Source organism: Vibrio profundi, from assembly GCF_005281835.1.
GTDB lineage: Bacteria > Pseudomonadota > Gammaproteobacteria > Enterobacterales > Vibrionaceae > Vibrio > Vibrio profundi.
This window is the reverse complement of record NZ_RZIS01000004.1, coordinates 338,144-352,121: the sequence shown is the minus strand read 5'-3', so window position 1 is coordinate 352,121 and position 13,978 is coordinate 338,144. Positions and strand designations below refer to the sequence as shown.

Sequence of the window (13,978 nt, the reverse complement as noted above, 5' to 3'; positions counted from 1 at the left end):
TATCGATTGCAATAAAAAACGGAGCTTATGGCTCCGTTTTTTATTGTCTTCAATATCTCATTACGACCAAACTCTATATACAAAAAAGCGAGCACAGAGATGCTCGCTTTTGTCTAATTCATACTTACTGAATTAATGTAGTACTTCTTCTTTGGCGCCTAAGTACTCAAATTGAAGCTGTTCTTTTTTCAACGTCACTTTCACCGTACCGCCATCAACTAAGCTACCAAACAGCAGCTCATTAGCCAGAGGTTTCTTAAGCTGGTCTTGGATAACACGCCCCATTGGACGAGCTCCCATCGCTTTATCGTAACCTTTGTCTGCTAACCAATGACGAGCGTCCTCTGAGACTTCTAAGGAGACACCGCGAGCATCCAGCTGTACTTGCAACTCGACAATGAATTTATCAACCACTTGATGGATCACTGTTTGGTCTAGGCTGTTGAACCAAATAATATTATCCAAGCGGTTTCTAAATTCAGGCGTGAATACTTTCTTAATTTCAGCCATTGCATCTGGAGCATGATCTTGCTGGATCAGGCCGATCGATTTCTTCTCTGTTTCCGCGACACCAGCGTTGGTAGTCATTACCAAAATCACATTACGGAAGTCAGCTTTACGACCGTTATTATCAGTTAGCGTACCATTATCCATAACTTGTAGAAGCAGATTGAAGATATCTGGGTGCGCTTTTTCAATCTCATCGAGGAGAACAACAGAATGTGGGTGTTTAATCACCGCATCGGTTAGAAGACCACCTTGATCGTATCCAACGTAACCAGGAGGTGCCCCGATTAGGCGGCTAACTGAGTGTCTCTCACCATACTCAGACATATCAAACCTTAACAGTTCAATGCCAAGTAACTTAGAAAGTTGAACCGTCACTTCTGTTTTACCAACCCCAGTTGGGCCAGCAAATAAGAACGAACCTACTGGCTTGTTATCCGCACCCAACCCCGCACGAGTTAACTTAATCGCTTCGCTTAATACATCAATGGCAGGATCTTGTCCAAATACAAGCATCTTCATCTTATCGTCAAGATTCTGAAGAATGTCTTTATCAGACGAAGATACAGATTTCTCTGGAATACGAGCCATTTTGGCAACCATAGATTCAATATCAGCGACACCTACAGTTTTCTTACGGCGACTTGCAGGAGCTAAACGGCTACGTGCCCCCGCCTCGTCGATAACATCAATAGCTTTGTCTGGTAAGTGACGTTCATTGATGTACTTAGCAGAAAGCTCAACTGCGGCACGAAGTGCTTTATTGGTGTAACGAACTTCATGGTGCGCTTCATATTTTGGCTTCAAACCAATAAGAATTTTGGTCGTGTCATCTAATGAAGGTTCTACGATATCAATCTTTTGGAAACGACGAGACAGCGCACGTTCTTTTTCAAAAATGCTGCTGTACTCTTGGTAAGTTGTAGAACCGATACAACGTAGTTTACCACTGCTCAATAGCGGCTTGATTAAATTAGCAGCATCCACTTGACCACCGGACGCTGCACCCGCACCGATGATGGTATGAATCTCATCGATAAATAGAATTGCATCGTCTTCTTTTTCAAGCTGCTTTAAGATCGCTTTGAAGCGTTTTTCAAAATCGCCTCGGTACTTAGTGCCCGCGAGCAGCGAACCAATATCAAGCGAATAAATTACGCTATCTTGAATTACATCAGGTACTTGACCCTCAACAATTCTCCAAGCTAAACCTTCCGCGATAGCGGTTTTACCAACCCCAGCTTCACCCACTAATAATGGGTTATTTTTACGGCGGCGACATAGCACTTGAATAGTGCGCTCAAGTTCTTTATCACGGCCGATTAGAGGGTCAATATTACCTTGTTTCGCTACATCATTAAGGTTGGTTGCAAAACTCTCTAGACGTTCTTCTGAATTGATTTCTTCCGAACTTTCAGTACCAAACGAGTCCGAAGAAGACGAATCGTCACTATCGCTACTCGCTTTCGTAATTCCGTGGGAAATAAAGTTAACAATGTCTAAACGGCTAATATCATTCTTTTTCAGAAGATAAGCAGCATGTGATTCTTGCTCACTAAAGATAGCGACCAGAACGTTAGCACCAGTTACTTCGCTGCGACCGGAAGATTGCACATGAAACACTGCACGCTGTAAAACACGTTGGAAGCTTAGCGTTGGCTGAGTTTCACGAGTGTCATCGTTTTCTGGGATAAGAGGAGTCGTTTGGTCGATAAAAATATCTAACTCATGGCGCAGAGCTTCTAGATCGGCCTGACAGGCTTGAAGGGTTTCCTTCGCGGCATCATTTTCTAATAATGCGAGTAGGAGGTGTTCGACAGTCATAAACTCATGTCGCTTATCTCTCGCACGAGCAAATGCGCCATTTAAACTCGACTCTAATTCTTTATTTAGCATAAGTACCTCCTAAGGGAACAACATGGTTGTTCGAGCAAATCGTTAAGCTTGCTCCATTGTACATAGTAGCGGATGCTCGTTTTCTTTTGAGTACATCGTCACCTGCGCTACTTTTGTTTCCGCAATCTCTGCACTATATGTGCCACAAATTGCCTTTCCTTCATAATGCACCTTGAGCATAACTTGGGTTGCCTTATCAATATCAAGAGAGAAAAAACGCTCAAGGATTTCAATAACAAAGTCCATCGGTGTGTAGTCATCATTATTAAGTACGACGTTATACATGGCCGGCGGTTTGACTTTCGTCTTCTCTTTCTCCAGTAAATCTGAGCCTGGAGCTGCCCATTCAAAATTATTGCTCATTGTGAGTTTGCTAAGGTTGCTTTCAAGGAAAATATCGAGTTTCTATCACTTAAATCTATCACATCGCAGCGACATGGTGTACTACGAAACACACACTAAAAAACATTCCTATACATTGAGCCTAATGCACCATTTGACTAGCTGCAAATAAAAGATCTCTATTAACAAGATTAACATATGTGTTTGATTAAAAAGACAGCATTACTATTAGCTCGAATAATGAAACAATGCCGAAGTTATCATTAGGTTAATCAGAAGTTATCATTCTCAAAGGTGATTTGTTATCAAATTTGTAGGAATTTATACCTATTTCCTATTGACTGTACTGAATCATTAGCTACATTGGAGCTTAGTGGTTTTTTATTCGCCAATTTTTACGTACTTACGGATGAGTAATACGTATGGGATTCCTTAGTGGATATTTATGCAATATCTCGCAGATTCGCACAATTGGTAGGAAGTTTAAGTAGGTCATTGAATACCGACTAAACACGTAATAACACAACATCAGTAAACAAATGCATGAGGGATGTATAGCATGGCTACAGGTACAGTAAAATGGTTTAACAACGCTAAAGGGTTCGGCTTTATTTGTCCAGAAGGGGAAGACGGCGACATCTTTGCGCACTATTCAACGATTCAAATGGATGGATACCGAACTTTAAAAGCCGGGCAGCAAGTCGACTATGAAGTAGAAAAAGGCCCGAAAGGCTCTCATGCAAGCTCAGTTGTACCCATAGAAGCCGTTGCAGCTAAATAAGAAACGAAGTTAATTGATTTTGTTTCAGTAAGAACACAAAAAAACCCGCCAGATGGCGGGTTTTTTATTATCGTTTGTTTACTTACGCATCAATGAATGCGTTAAGTGTCGCACTAGGGCGCATCAGTGCAGATGCTAACGAATCTACTGGAGCGTAGTAACCACCCAATTCACCTGCTACACCTTGAGCATTATTCAATTCAGAAACAATCGCTTCTTCATTTTCAGCCAGTTTCGCAGCAATATCTGCAAACTCACCAGCTAATTCAGCGTCAACTGATTGCTCGGCAAGTGCTTTTGCCCAGTAGGCAGCTAGGTAGAAGTGGCTGCCACGGTTATCAAGCTCACCGACTTTACGTGATGGCGACTTGTTGTTGTCTAGGAATTCGCCCGTTGCTTTATCTAGCGCATCCGCAAGTACTTTAGCCTTCGCATTACCAGATACAACACTTAGATGCTCTAGAGATGCTGCTAATGCCAAAAACTCACCTAAAGAATCCCAACGTAAGTGGTTTTCTTTTTCAACTTGCTGAACATGTTTAGGAGCTGAACCGCCAGCGCCAGTTTCAAATAAACCGCCACCGTTCATAAGAGGTACGATTGAAAGCATTTTCGCTGAAGTACCAAGCTCTAGAATTGGGAATAAGTCAGTTAGGTAATCACGCAATACGTTACCGGTTACTGAGATAGTATCTTTACCTTCTTTGATTCGCGCAAGCGAGAACTTAGTTGCTTCTAACGGTGCAAGAATTTTAAGCTCTAGGCCGTCTGTATTGTGCTCAGGAAGGTAAGCTTCTACTTTCTTAATCAGCTCGGCATCGTGTGCACGTGAGCTATCTAGCCAGAACACAGCAGGTGTATTAGAAGCGCGTGCGCGAGTTACCGCTAATTTAACCCAATCTTGGATTGGCGCGTCCTTCACCTGACACATACGGAAGATATCGCCTTCGCCGACTTCTTGTTCTAGTAACACTGCACCAGAAGCGTCAACGACTTGCACTTTACCTGCAGAATCTAGAATGAAAGTTTTATCGTGTGAACCGTATTCTTCAGCTTTTTGAGCCATCAAACCAACGTTTGGAACACTGCCCATTGTAGTTGGATCAAATGCGCCATTCTCTTTACAGAAATCAATCACAGCTTGGTAAATGCTTGCATAGCTGCGGTCAGGAATCATCGCTTTAGTATCTTTTTGCTTACCATCTGGGCCCCACATTTGGCCAGAAGAGCGTAACATTGCAGGCATAGACGCATCTACAATGATATCACTTGGTACGTGCAGGTTAGTAATACCTCGGTCTGAATCTACCATCGCAAGTGCTGGTTGAGTCTCGTACACAGCTTGAAGTGCAGCTTCGATTTCTTCTTTCTGAGCTTGAGGTAAAGAAGCGATCTTCGCGTAAACATCACCGATACCGTTATTCACATCAACGCCAAGCTTTTCGAAAAGCTCTCCGTACTTAGCGAACACGTCTTTGTAGTAAACCTTAACAGCATGACCAAATATTACCGGATCAGATACTTTCATCATTGTTGCTTTCATATGTAGAGAAAGCAGAACATCTTGCTCTTTAGCTGACGCGATTTCTTTCTCGAAGAAAGCAACTAACGCAGCCTTGTTCATTACTGAAGTATCAACAATTTCTTTGTCTAGTAGTGGGAATGCTGACTTCAATGTTTTAGTGTTACCATTGGCAGCAGTAAACTCGATACTAACTTCTGTTGCGCCTTCAATAGTTAGAGACTTCTCGCTACCAAAAAAGTCTTTGTCTTCCATGCTAGAGACGTGAGACTTAGAGTCTGCAGCCCAAGCACCCATTGAATGTGGATTTTTCTTCGCGTAGTTCTTAACAGACAGTGGCGCACGACGGTCTGAGTTACCTTCACGTAATACTGGGTTTACCGCACTACCTTTAATTTTGTCGTAAGTCGCTTTGATCGCTTTTTCTTCGTACGTATTTGCTTCTTCAGGGTAGTTAGGTAGGTCGTAGCCTTTCGCTTGAAGTTCTTTGATTGCTGCATTCAACTGAGGTACAGAAGCAGAAATGTTTGGTAATTTGATGATGTTAGCTTCTGGAGTTTTCGCTAGTTCACCTAGCTCGGCCAGTGCATCACCGATACGTTGTTCTTCTTTCAAATGTTCAGGGAAGCTAGAGATAATACGCCCTGCTAATGAAATATCACGAGTTTCAACGTTAATACCTGACGAAGCGGTAAAAGATTGAATGATTGGCAGCAATGAGTAGGTTGCAAGCGCTGGAGCTTCGTCTGTAATGGTATAGATGATTGTTGGTTTTTCAGTAGGCATGAAATTTCCCTATAGTTCTGACAAGCTCACTTAAAAGTGAGGCTGAATAAATTGACCGATAAGCTCGAAAATCCAAATCTCGGCTCAGTCGATAATCGTACTCTATCTTATTTTTCATGGTTCTAAGATGAAACCATGAACGAAATCCGTGAGTCACTGTTATAATAAAACACGTTATAATTAAACAAATTCGGAGCAAGAGTCCATCTAGTTGTAATCTTTTGTGTCATTTAGGCGCGCAAATGATAGCTCAATTCCGTTCTTGGTAAAACTTTTCAGCACACTTCATTTACATTTTTGCAAGGTAGTTAACATGTCCACTCGCTCACGCGGCGCAAATCAACCCGATTCAAAACCTCGTTCAAAAGGTTCATTTAAACAAGCTGCACCAAAGCGACGCGGTAATACCTCAACAGCAAAAAAGCATTACTCCAACAAAACAAACAAAGCCACTAAACCTAAAGTCTCACCGGGGGACCGAAAGGTTATTCTTTTTAATAAACCTTACGACACTTTAAGCCAATTTACCGATGGAGAGGGGCGCAAAACGCTAGCTGACTATATTCCAGTAAAAGACGTGTATGCAGCCGGCAGGCTTGATCGAGACAGCGAAGGGTTGATGGTGTTAACGAATGATGGGATATTTCAAGCCAAGTTAACTCAACCAAAATCTAAATCCCCTAAAACCTATTGGGTTCAAGTAGATGGAGCACCATCTGAGGAAGATTTAGATAAATTGAGAGAAGGTGTGAAGCTAAAAGACGGAATGACTTTGCCCGCTAAAGTGGAAATAATGGAAGCCCCTCACGTATGGGAAAGAACGCCTCCCGTTCGGTTTAGAGCAGCGATTCCTACAACTTGGCTATCAATCACCATAATTGAAGGCCGTAACCGCCAAGTACGCAGGATGACAGCCAACATAGGCTACCCTACTCTCAGGCTCATTCGGTTTGCTATGGGAAATATGAATTTAGGAAACCTTCAGCCCGGTGAGTGGAAAGAAATCTAATACATGGCCACCAAACGTAAAAAAGCGAGGTTTAAGAAACCTCGCTTTTTTAATGAAATCTTAGAATATTATTCTTGTTCGATCATCCACTTACGGAACTCAACGCGCTCTTCCTTCGTCGCTCTTGAATACCATAATTTGAGCTGAAGTGAGTTCTCTGTTTCTGAAAAATCAGCTTTAGATGCCACAGCACCCTGCTCGCTGGAGACTTGAAGATCAGCTAGCTCTTTCTTCAATGAGCGGATCTTACCTGAATCAAATACCAAACCACGCTCTTGATTATATTGTTTAACTAGCAGGGGGATATCTCCATAAGGTAATGCACCTTCACTAGCGGGAAGAATCTCTTGTTGCGTTTCAATAATTTTATCATTTATCGACACTTCGAAAATAGGTTGCTCTCGATCCGACTTACTCTCAATCTTGCCAAACTTTCTACTCTCGAGGTCAATCTCTACTTCACTATCACTAGGTACATCAACAACCAATACATAAGGAGGGGTGCTTATAAACTCTCGCTTGCCACTATCACTTAGATAACCAGTAAAATCCAAAACGAGCTGGTTCTGACCAACCACTAAAGCGGCATCTTCGACCTTATCTATAGGCTCTCCATTGAGAGTACTTAACGTAATCCCCTTTGCTAGCTCAATACTGCCAAGCACCTGCGGTGTAGCAAAAAGAAAAACTAAACTCATATACCACTTGTTCATGTACATTTCCTTATTATTAAAAGTAAAAAGGCCAGCTAAATGCTGGCCTTTGTATATCATATTAAACTATGAATTAGAAAGTGTAGTAAACACCAGCTGTGATGCCATCAGCATCTAGAGTAGTAGTGCCGTTTTCGTAGTCAGCAGTTTGGTATTCAGCGAAGAACAAGATGTTGTCGCGGAATGCATAATCAGCGCCAACGACTAAGTTAGTTGAATCTTGGTCAGAAACAGATGTTGTAGTAGTACCAACAGTAAGCTCATCAGTAGTTGCTACAGAGTAAGTAGTGTACAGACGCACTTCTTCAAGTTGGTAAGCAGCTGCAACACCCATAGTGTTACCGTTACCCCAGTTAGCACCAGTTAGTTCCCAGTAGCCGTAGCCTTGGTTACCTTCAAACTGAGCGTAAGTAGCTGCTAGGTAAAGAGCACCAAACTCAGCAGAAACAGAAACACCTGCTACGCTGTGATCTACATTCTCAGCTGCATCGCCAGTAACGTAAGAGGCACCAACTGAAACTGCACCGAATGAGTAATCAGCAGAAATACCGTAAGTGTTGTCTACGTTTTCAGTTTCGTCAGTGTTTACATCAGCAACGATTGTTAGGTTTTCTACGAATTTACCTTTGAATACAACACCGTTACCTGAAGATTCTTTGTGGTGTCCACCAGTAGAACCCATGTAGTTACCTTCGTTAGTGATGTCGTCTTTCTGGATTGCGTCCATAGACTCAGCTAAATCACCAGTTTCACCGAAAGCCATACCCCAAGTTTCAGTTTTGAAACCTACTAGTACGTCATCAAACTTAGCAGCGCTGCCGTCAGATTCAATTTCGAAAGATGCAAACGCAGTTACACTTTCGTTAATTTTCTGCTCTGCATCTAGTTGGATTTTAGCCCAAGTAGATACGTCAGCTTCTTTCTTATCAACGCCACCTGCAAGCTTATCCTTCTCTGAAGTTGTTAGGTAAATATCAACTTCACCTTTAAGAGACACTTTAGTGTCGTCTTTTGAGTAAATTTCTGCTGCTTGAACTGAAGTTGCTGCTGTTGCTGCGATAGCTAGAGCTAATAGAGACTTTTTCATAATTAATCCACTGCCTTTTCTAAGAATGGGAGATCCTTGCCCGGTTCCCTTTTATATTTTGTATGACTGAAACCATCACTCTTTGTTGATTGGTCACCGCCACTAAATTTCGAGGTCTAGATTGCAAAAGATTATTCTGCGTGTCAAATAACATAAAACACATGAGTAAAAAGTTATAAAACCTTAAAAAACAACAACTTGCATTTCGTTACATCGAATTACGGCTAATATCTCGCCAAAAAAACAATAGAACCTAATTGAATCAAAATAAAAATATTCAGAACTTTAACCTGACATACACAATGACAACACAAACAAATAGCATAAAACACCAAGATACAGACGAATAACAAGCGATATATATTTCACTCTAAAAAAAATAGTTAAGTTCCTGATGGTTCAGTTTTTTTTTGTGAACAAGATCTGTTTTTGTTTTAAAAGCTAGCTATTTCAGAGAAAAGGAAAGCTCCAGTGTTATGTGCTACTATCCTTTCTCCGTTATGTAGGTCACAGTATGCTCACCACTAAAATTCAAAAATCCATTCGCACTAGTTATCAAAACTTGCAATCCCAACTGGAAAACTTTGTACCTCGCCGTGCACAGAATTACCTCGTTGCCGAAATCACAAAGACGCTTTGTGGCCAATATCACAAATCTAACCGCATGATCGTGGCGGAGGCGGGAACTGGAATAGGAAAGTCACTTGCTTATCTTATGGCGTCTATTCCTGTAGCTGTTTTAAACAACCGTAAAATCGTTATTTCTACCGCAACGGTTGCGCTACAGGAGCAATTAGTCAATAAAGACCTCCCTCTATATAGAAGGATCACCGATCGCGAGTTTTCTTTTATCTTGGCCAAAGGCCGTCAACGCTATTGCTGCGCCGAAAAGCTTGCTGCGGCAAGTGGTACTGATGGCGGGCAAATGGCGATGTTTGAATCTAAACCGAAGAAAAAAGACATAGACCAGCTTCAAACCATGTATACCAGCTTGGCAAACGGTAAGTGGGATGGTGACAGAGACTCGTGGCCTAAACCGATAGACGATGCCATCTGGCAGATGATCGTCAGCGATAAGCATAGTTGTAATAACAGCATGCCCGTTCACCGAGACTGCCCATTTCAAAAAGCTCGTTCAGAGTTAGATAAGGCCGATGTAATCATCGCCAATCACAGTTTAGTAATGGCAGATGCAGATTTAGGTGGCGGCGTAATTTTGCCAGAGCCAGAAAATAGCATTTACATATTTGATGAAGCTCATCACTTACCACATGTCGCGCGAGATCATTCCTCTGCCGCGGCTAGCTTAAAGGGCGCCGCACTTTGGCTGGAACGCTTGAACCAATCAGTGTCTAAGTTTTCCGGGTTAGCGGACGAAAAACGGGTTGGAAGATTTAGAAATGAACTTCAAGATTCAATACAGCAGTTGATTCCTTCCTTAAATCAACTCAGTAAACAGTTCGACGCCAATCAATTTGAAGAATGCATTTATCGTTTCGAGCATGGCGATCTACCTCAGTGGTTAGAAAATGAATCGCAAGATTTGAAAAAGATGAGCCAAAAGGCGAGTCAAGCCGTGGCCAAAATTGCAGACCTTATAGCCGAACGAGTTAAAGATGGAGAATTGTCGTCTAAGCTCGCCGAACCCGCACTAGCAGAACTTGGGTTCTACATTCAGAGAACAGAAAACCTAGCGCAAGTTTGGAAGCTAATGGCAGAGCCAAAACGAGATAAAGGCGCCCCACTCGCTCGCTGGTTAGAACTGAATAAAGAGCGAGAGGGTGATTTTATCGTTAACGTTTCACCACTAGAAGTGGGTTGGCAACTGGATCAACAGATTTGGAGTCGATGTGTTGGAGCGGTATTGGTTTCTGCCACTATGCGTGCGCTCAATTCATTCAGCTTCTTTTGCCATCAAGCCGGGATCAGCCAAAAAGAAGACAATGGCGTTCAGTTTTTGGCCCTTGCTTCACCATTTGATTACCAGAATCAGGCGGAATTGCTTGTGCCTGTTATGAAGTATGAACCGCAAGCGCCTCAATACACCGAGCATTTAATAGAAATACTTCCAGATTTAATTGAAGACAAACAAGCGAACTTAATTTTATTTTCGTCTTACTGGCAAATGAATCAAGTGTCCGACGCGTTAGCATCTGATTTCATCAAAAAAGGGTGGGCGTTGCAGGTTCAAGGGGATAGTTCACGCACCGAGATTCTAAAAAAACATAAAAAGCTTGTTGAGCAAAATAAAACTAGCGTTCTTTTTGGAACAGGAAGCTTTTCTGAAGGTCTAGATTTACCGGGGGAACTACTCGAAAACCTGATCATTACTAAAATTCCGTTTGGCGTTCCTACCTCCCCCGTAGAAAGGGCACATTCAGAATACATCGAATCAAAAGGTGGTAATCCATTTATGCAGATTACCGTCCCTGAAGCGAGTAAAAAGCTGATCCAATCTGTTGGACGACTGCTGCGTAAAGAACGAGATTCTGGTAAAGTCATCATCCTCGATAGGCGCATCGTCACAAAGCGCTACGGGCAATCATTATTGGACTCTCTCCCCCCTTTCAAGAGAACCATTAAATATTAGTGTCGATTGAATTTTGCATCGCTTGGCAACCCAATCGGCATGAAACTATATAATAAAGAGAAATTGACCCATTTATGGAAATGATTGAACCAACCATGTTGGTCGGATTAGCGCTTGTCGCTTTCGTTGCCGGCTTCATCGACGCCGTTGCCGGAGGTGGAGGTATGCTTACAGTCCCTACTTTGCTGTCTATTGGGCTACCACCGCATATTGCACTTGGCACCAACAAATTAGCCGCCACGTTTGCTTCTTCCACAGCTGCATTTACCTATTACCGTAAACGCTTATTCAAACCCGAATGCTGGCGTAACGCTTTCGTTTGCACTTTGATTGGCGCAACTATCGGCACATTGGTGGTTGATGCAATTAGCACGGTGTGGTTAGAGAAGCTTCTACCGCTAGTAATCTTGGCCGCGGCTATTTATACGATCTTCCAGAAGAATCCAAATGCGAATCAAAATGTGTCTCCAAAGCCCTGCCCTACACTAAAAAAGAAGCAAATTGGCCAAGGCCTAATTTTAGGTTTTTATGACGGTGTTGCAGGTCCGGGAACCGGCGCCTTCTGGACGGTCAGCTCAATGGCACTTTATCGATTAAATATTTTGTTAGCTTCAGGGCTAGCGAAAGCAATGAACTTCACAAGTAATTTCACCTCTTTGGTTACCTTTGCCATTCTTGGTCACATCGACTGGGTACTGGGATTAACTATGGGTGTTTGTTTGATGGCTGGTGCATTTGTTGGTGCACACTCTGCAATCCGCTTTGGCGCTAAATTTATTCGTCCAGTATTCGTCACCGTTGTTAGCATTTTAGCATTAAAACTCGCTTACGAAGCGTGGTTCGTTAATCTATGAGCCAGTTCTCTGAACTCAAGCACTTACTAGAGAACATTAGAACTCAATGCTCTCATGCGGATCAAATGCGAGGTACATATCATCAAGCTTTGTTTGACCGGAATTTGTTTAAGTGCCGAGCTAAAAAGTTGTTACCTTGCGCGATGGAAGCCATGCAAACCTACAATACTATTGTCGCTGAACAGACACGTAATCAGTTAAGTGCGGCGAGGGCTCAACACCTTACCGAACATTTGACAAACCAGATCACTGCTTTGCAAAGAGAACTGGTTTCTCAAGACCTGCGTGACGACAAACCCATTTACACTACAGCAGATAAAACTATTAATCAGTTGTATAACGATCTTGCGCAGCACCAAGATTGGAGCCATCGACTTCAACAACTCGTCGCGATAAAGAAAGACGCCTACCTTCATGCTCCAGCAAGCTTAAAGAACCAAGCGGAACAAGCGCTTGATGCCGCGGAACAACGGCTGGCTCGCTGCCTTGACGCTATGGAAAAAATTGATAAAAAAATCACTTTAGAGAACCCAAACCACAATCATGACTGATCTAAACAAATCCCCATTGGACTCAGCTCCCGATGAGATCAAATTGGCTGTCGATCTTATCTATCTATTAGAAAGTAACGAAGTCGACCCAAACACGGCTTTGGCAGCACTAAAAATCGTTCAACAAGACCTTGAAGCGAAACTAGCCCCAAGCTCAAAATAACAGGATACCTATGTACCAACTTAGCTTTTCTATGCCTGACTTCCTTGCTAATTACTGGCATAAAAAACCCACTGTCATTAAGGGTGGTTTCAAGAACTTTGTTGACCCAATTTCGCCAGAGGAAATTGCTGGTTTGTCGATGGAAGAAGAAGTCGACTCCCGATTCGTTTCTAACCAGAACGACCAATGGTCTGCAGAACATGGTCCGTTCTCTGAAGATAAATTTGGCTCACTACCAGAATCCCATTGGCAGCTTATCGTACAAGCAGCAAACCATTGGCATTCCGGTTGTAACCAGCTGACTGAAGCTTTTACTAGCCTACCGAATTGGTTGTTTGACGATCTTATGATTTGCTACTCAGCCATCGGTGGTGGTGTCGGACCACATATCGACCAATACGACGTTTTCATCATTCAGGGTAGCGGCAAACGTCAATGGCGAGTGGGTGCGAAAGACGAAGGTCAATACCAAGAAACTTGCCGTGCATCCGCCTTACGCCAGATTGAAAGTTTCGATTCGATTATTGATGAAGTACTTGAACCCGGTGATATTTTATATATTCCGCCAGGCTTCCCGCACGAAGGCACAACTTTAGAACCTTCTATGAGCTACTCTATCGGTTACCGTTCGCCTAAAGAGCAAGAACTGATCAGTAACTTTGCGGATTTTGTCCTTGCTCATGACATGGGCGATGTACACTTACACAATCCAGAGTTTCAAGCTCAGGAAAACTACGGACAAATCCGCAGTAAAGATCTAGCCAGCCTAACCTGCATGCTTAAGTCTGCCTTTGAAGAAAACAGTACTGTGAACGATTTCATGGGCTGTTTACTTAGCCAGTCGCGTCATCAACTTGATATCGTCGCACCTGAACCATTATGGACCGCGGAGGAAGTGTCTCAGCACTTAGCTTCTGAAGGCTTTATCCATCGAGTTTCTGGGCTAAAAGCGCTTTATCACGAAACCGATAGCAATGTTGCCTATATCAATGGCGAAGTGATCAAAGTGGCAGATATGGACTCGACGTTCTTGAAGTCACTTTGTGATTGCAATGTGGTTGAACCAAAAACTTATACGCCTTCTGCTATTGCGCTACTCACCGAGTTGGTGAACAAAGGTTATTGGTTCATCGAAGAGTAACAAACTCAATCACTTCCAACAAAAAAGGGCACTAAT

12 protein-coding genes are annotated in these 13,978 nt (G+C 42.7%); 7 read left to right on the top strand and 5 right to left on the bottom strand.

The window, feature by feature from the left end; genetic code table 11:
• Nucleotides 1-132 precede the first annotated feature (132 nt).
• Together clpA and clpS are read right to left on the bottom strand one after the other, a co-directional pair.
• On the bottom strand, nucleotides 133-2,403 hold the full coding sequence (gene clpA, locus ELZ11_RS12915) for an ATP-dependent Clp protease ATP-binding subunit ClpA (RefSeq protein ID WP_137357826.1): 2,271 nt from the start codon (nucleotides 2,401-2,403) through the stop codon (nucleotides 133-135).
• Between the two features lie 42 nt (nucleotides 2,404-2,445).
• Nucleotides 2,446-2,766 (bottom strand): ATP-dependent Clp protease adapter ClpS, encoded by a 321-nt coding sequence (clpS, locus tag ELZ11_RS12910; protein WP_137357825.1) that lies wholly within the window; start codon nucleotides 2,764-2,766, stop codon nucleotides 2,446-2,448.
• A 538-nt stretch (nucleotides 2,767-3,304) separates the two neighbouring features.
• On the opposite strand from clpS, the gene cspD reads away from it, so the two are divergent.
• A complete protein-coding gene (cspD, locus tag ELZ11_RS12905) occupies nucleotides 3,305-3,526 on the top strand; it encodes a cold shock domain-containing protein CspD (RefSeq protein ID WP_167494680.1) in 222 nt (73 codons plus the stop codon).
• Between the two features lie 82 nt (nucleotides 3,527-3,608).
• Here the strand turns inward: cspD and ELZ11_RS12900 are convergent, their stop codons facing one another.
• Nucleotides 3,609-5,834 (bottom strand): NADP-dependent isocitrate dehydrogenase, encoded by a 2,226-nt coding sequence (locus ELZ11_RS12900; protein ID WP_137357823.1) that lies wholly within the window; start codon nucleotides 5,832-5,834, stop codon nucleotides 3,609-3,611.
• A 313-nt stretch (nucleotides 5,835-6,147) separates the two neighbouring features.
• On the opposite strand from ELZ11_RS12900, the gene ELZ11_RS12895 reads away from it, so the two are divergent.
• Nucleotides 6,148-6,843, top strand: coding sequence for a pseudouridine synthase (locus tag ELZ11_RS12895; RefSeq protein WP_137357822.1), 696 nt, complete (start codon nucleotides 6,148-6,150; stop codon nucleotides 6,841-6,843).
• A gap of 68 nt (nucleotides 6,844-6,911) precedes the next feature.
• On the opposite strand, the gene ELZ11_RS12890 is transcribed toward ELZ11_RS12895, so the two are convergent.
• A complete protein-coding gene (locus ELZ11_RS12890) occupies nucleotides 6,912-7,556 on the bottom strand; it encodes a DUF2057 family protein (protein WP_137357821.1) in 645 nt (214 codons plus the stop codon).
• Between the two features lie 73 nt (nucleotides 7,557-7,629).
• Nucleotides 7,630-8,643 carry a porin gene (locus ELZ11_RS12885; RefSeq protein ID WP_137357820.1) on the bottom strand — a complete coding sequence of 338 codons (1,014 nt, stop codon included), beginning with the start codon at nucleotides 8,641-8,643 and terminating at the stop codon, nucleotides 7,630-7,632.
• 514 nt (nucleotides 8,644-9,157) lie between these two features.
• On the opposite strand from ELZ11_RS12885, the gene dinG reads away from it, so the two are divergent.
• The 5 genes from dinG to ELZ11_RS12860 all read left to right on the top strand — a co-directional run bounded on the left by dinG (nucleotide 9,158) and on the right by ELZ11_RS12860 (nucleotide 13,942).
• Entirely contained in the window at nucleotides 9,158-11,233 is a 2,076-nt protein-coding gene (gene dinG / locus ELZ11_RS12880) for an ATP-dependent DNA helicase DinG (RefSeq protein WP_137357819.1), read from the top strand.
• Nucleotides 11,234-11,307: 74 nt separating this feature from the next.
• Nucleotides 11,308-12,087, top strand: a complete 780-nt coding sequence (locus ELZ11_RS12875) for a sulfite exporter TauE/SafE family protein (protein ID WP_137357818.1) — start codon at nucleotides 11,308-11,310, stop codon at nucleotides 12,085-12,087.
• Nucleotides 12,084-12,638, top strand: a complete 555-nt coding sequence (locus ELZ11_RS12870; protein ID WP_137357817.1) for a primosomal replication protein — start codon at nucleotides 12,084-12,086, stop codon at nucleotides 12,636-12,638. Before ELZ11_RS12875 ends, ELZ11_RS12870 begins: the two co-directional genes overlap by 4 nt.
• Nucleotides 12,631-12,801 (top strand): pleiotropic regulatory protein RsmS, encoded by a 171-nt coding sequence (gene rsmS, locus ELZ11_RS12865; protein ID WP_137357816.1) that lies wholly within the window; start codon nucleotides 12,631-12,633, stop codon nucleotides 12,799-12,801. Before ELZ11_RS12870 ends, rsmS begins: the two co-directional genes overlap by 8 nt.
• Before the next feature lie 10 nt (nucleotides 12,802-12,811).
• Nucleotides 12,812-13,942 carry a ribosomal protein uL16 3-hydroxylase gene (locus ELZ11_RS12860; protein ID WP_137357815.1) on the top strand — a complete coding sequence of 377 codons (1,131 nt, stop codon included), beginning with the start codon at nucleotides 12,812-12,814 and terminating at the stop codon, nucleotides 13,940-13,942.
• Nucleotides 13,943-13,978 lie beyond the last annotated feature (36 nt).

What these genes read in the sequence shown, in the direction of transcription:
- clpA (WP_137357826.1), bottom strand. Translation starts at nt 2,403, where the DNA reads ATGCTAAATAAAGAATTAGAGTCGAGTTTAAATGGCGCATTTGCTCGT.
- clpS (WP_137357825.1), bottom strand. Translation starts at nt 2,766, where the DNA reads ATGAGCAATAATTTTGAATGGGCAGCTCCAGGCTCAGATTTACTGGAG.
- cspD (WP_167494680.1), top strand. Translation starts at nt 3,305, where the DNA reads ATGGCTACAGGTACAGTAAAATGGTTTAACAACGCTAAAGGGTTCGGC.
- ELZ11_RS12900 (WP_137357823.1), bottom strand. Translation starts at nt 5,834, where the DNA reads ATGCCTACTGAAAAACCAACAATCATCTATACCATTACAGACGAAGCT.
- ELZ11_RS12895 (WP_137357822.1), top strand. Translation starts at nt 6,148, where the DNA reads ATGTCCACTCGCTCACGCGGCGCAAATCAACCCGATTCAAAACCTCGT.
- ELZ11_RS12890 (WP_137357821.1), bottom strand. Translation starts at nt 7,556, where the DNA reads ATGAACAAGTGGTATATGAGTTTAGTTTTTCTTTTTGCTACACCGCAG.
- ELZ11_RS12885 (WP_137357820.1), bottom strand. Translation starts at nt 8,643, where the DNA reads ATGAAAAAGTCTCTATTAGCTCTAGCTATCGCAGCAACAGCAGCAACT.
- dinG (WP_137357819.1), top strand. Translation starts at nt 9,158, where the DNA reads ATGCTCACCACTAAAATTCAAAAATCCATTCGCACTAGTTATCAAAAC.
- ELZ11_RS12875 (WP_137357818.1), top strand. Translation starts at nt 11,308, where the DNA reads ATGGAAATGATTGAACCAACCATGTTGGTCGGATTAGCGCTTGTCGCT.
- ELZ11_RS12870 (WP_137357817.1), top strand. Translation starts at nt 12,084, where the DNA reads ATGAGCCAGTTCTCTGAACTCAAGCACTTACTAGAGAACATTAGAACT.
- rsmS (WP_137357816.1), top strand. Translation starts at nt 12,631, where the DNA reads ATGACTGATCTAAACAAATCCCCATTGGACTCAGCTCCCGATGAGATC.
- ELZ11_RS12860 (WP_137357815.1), top strand. Translation starts at nt 12,812, where the DNA reads ATGTACCAACTTAGCTTTTCTATGCCTGACTTCCTTGCTAATTACTGG.